The 1,842-nt window shown below is 33.9% G+C and carries 1 protein-coding gene and 2 pseudogenes; 1 reads left to right on the top strand and 2 read right to left on the bottom strand.

The window, feature by feature from the left end; genetic code table 11:
- Positions 1-14: 14 nt before the first annotated feature.
- Both V7659_RS28570 and V7659_RS28565 read right to left on the bottom strand, forming a co-directional pair.
- Positions 15-914 (bottom strand): putative selenate ABC transporter substrate-binding protein, encoded by a 900-nt coding sequence (locus V7659_RS28570; RefSeq protein ID WP_335543437.1) that lies wholly within the window; start codon positions 912-914, stop codon positions 15-17.
- 203 nt (positions 915-1,117) lie between these two features.
- Positions 1,118-1,324 (bottom strand): annotated as a pseudogene (locus V7659_RS28565) (ABC transporter ATP-binding protein); the annotation flags it as partial.
- Positions 1,325-1,581: 257 nt separating this feature from the next.
- Between V7659_RS28565 and V7659_RS28560 the strand changes: the two are divergent.
- A pseudogene (locus tag V7659_RS28560) lies at positions 1,582-1,842 on the top strand (hypothetical protein); the annotation flags it as partial.

Genomic DNA, 1,842 nt, shown 5'->3' with positions numbered 1-1,842 from the left:
TTCTAGAACACCTACTACTTAATAATCTGTAATTCTTTCGCTACCTTTTCAATCTTTTTGTAATTATCGTTATTTGTTTCGACAAAGCTGTCAGTTTGGAATAAATCCGCAATTTCCTTTTGGTCTCCAGTAATGGATAGAAGGGCATCTTTTACTTTTTGTTTTGTTCCTTTACCAAAGACATCTTCGACATTGCTATTGATTGTCCAGTTATAGTCATAGTAAGCAGGAGTGGTATAGAAAACTTTCACTTTCTTCGTATCCACTTTGCCTTCTTTTACTGCTGCTTCCCAAACGGCCTCATTTAGTGCGCCTGCTTTAAAGGCACCTGATTCAATTAACTTATATGTTGTATCATGTGAACCAGAGAAGTTTGGCTTGCCATCAAAATCTTTATTGGCATCAATTCCAGCTTCTGATAAAAAGTACCGCGGCATTAAGTGGCCGGAAGTGGAACTTTCACTGCCAAATGTAAAAGATTTACCTTTTAGATCTTCTAGCTTAGATATATTTTCAGAAGACTGGGTAATAAAGACAGAATGAAACTCAGCGTCACGAGGCCGTTGAACAATTGACTCAGCGTCTGGAACGAGGTTTCTAGCCTGTACACTTGTTAAACCGCCAAACCAAGCCATATGAATTTCACCTCGTTGGAAACCAGTTACAAGTGCTGCGTAATCTACTGACGGTACAAATTCAACTTTCATGCCCGTCTTTTCGCTAAGATACTTCGCAACAGCTGTCATACCTTTATCTAAATCTGCAGCATTTTGGTCAGGGATGGCCCCAATCTTAAACACTTCTTTTGTTGTCGTTTCTTTCTTACCTTCACTTGTTTTTTCATCACTTTGTCCACAAGCTGCTAATGAAAATACAATCATAACAAGAATAAGAGCTGAAAGCCATTTTTTCACATTAATTCCACCTTAGTTTTTTAATAGTTTCTCCGTACTTGTAGAAGTATACTTAAATGTATTTTATTTATAAATTCATAAAATCGATTTGAACTATCACTAATAATCGATTTTTTCGATAAGAGAAACAAACGGAAATACAAGGTAAACCTATTGATATCAAGGAAAACCCCTGCAAGGAAGCAGGGGTTTTGAAATAGTTTTTAAACTGATAATTGTGACCATTCTTTAACATTCCACACTTTTGTTACCCAATCTTCATAAAAGTCAGGTTCGTGACAAACAAGAACAACCGTTCCTTTGTATTCTTTTAGGGCGCGTTTGAGTTCGGCTTTCGCATCAATATCAAGATGGTTAGTCGGCTCATCGAATAGGATCTAGTTACTCTCCGTCATCATTAACTTACATAGAATAAAGTACGGTCTCCGAATGTATGACTTAAATTTTCAACATTTAATAAGCTCATTTTTGTAATCCTCGCTTTGTTCAAGAATTAATTCATTGGTACATCATACTAGATTTTTAAGGGTCGAATAGATTTTTAATGAGAAATATACTGTAATTTTATTAGAAATAGTAATTTCTCTTATAAAGGATTCGTGAATTTTTTTACATTGAATAATATTCCTAATGATCTGGGCAAAATAATAAGAAAAAGGAATTAAATATGATTGGATTATTAATTGCTATTATTTCATTTAATTATTTTGCTTTTAAGAAAAATAAAATTCTAACTGGTAATCAAATTGTCCATATTTGGACATTCACGATCGCTTTCCAAGTATTATTCGATATTATAGTGGAATTCAAATACCATGGATACTGGTATTTTGACAAGGAAATTGATTGGGAAGGATTGCTTCCACATTTATTTTTAGTGCCCCCAGCTAATATGATTTTTTTAAATTGGTTTCCATTTAAATCAAAA

The sequence above is a fragment of the Neobacillus drentensis genome (assembly GCF_036966985.1).
Classification (GTDB): Bacteria; Bacillota; Bacilli; order Bacillales; family Cytobacillaceae; genus Neobacillus; species Neobacillus drentensis_E.
This window is presented reverse-complemented; position numbering and strand designations above follow the sequence as displayed.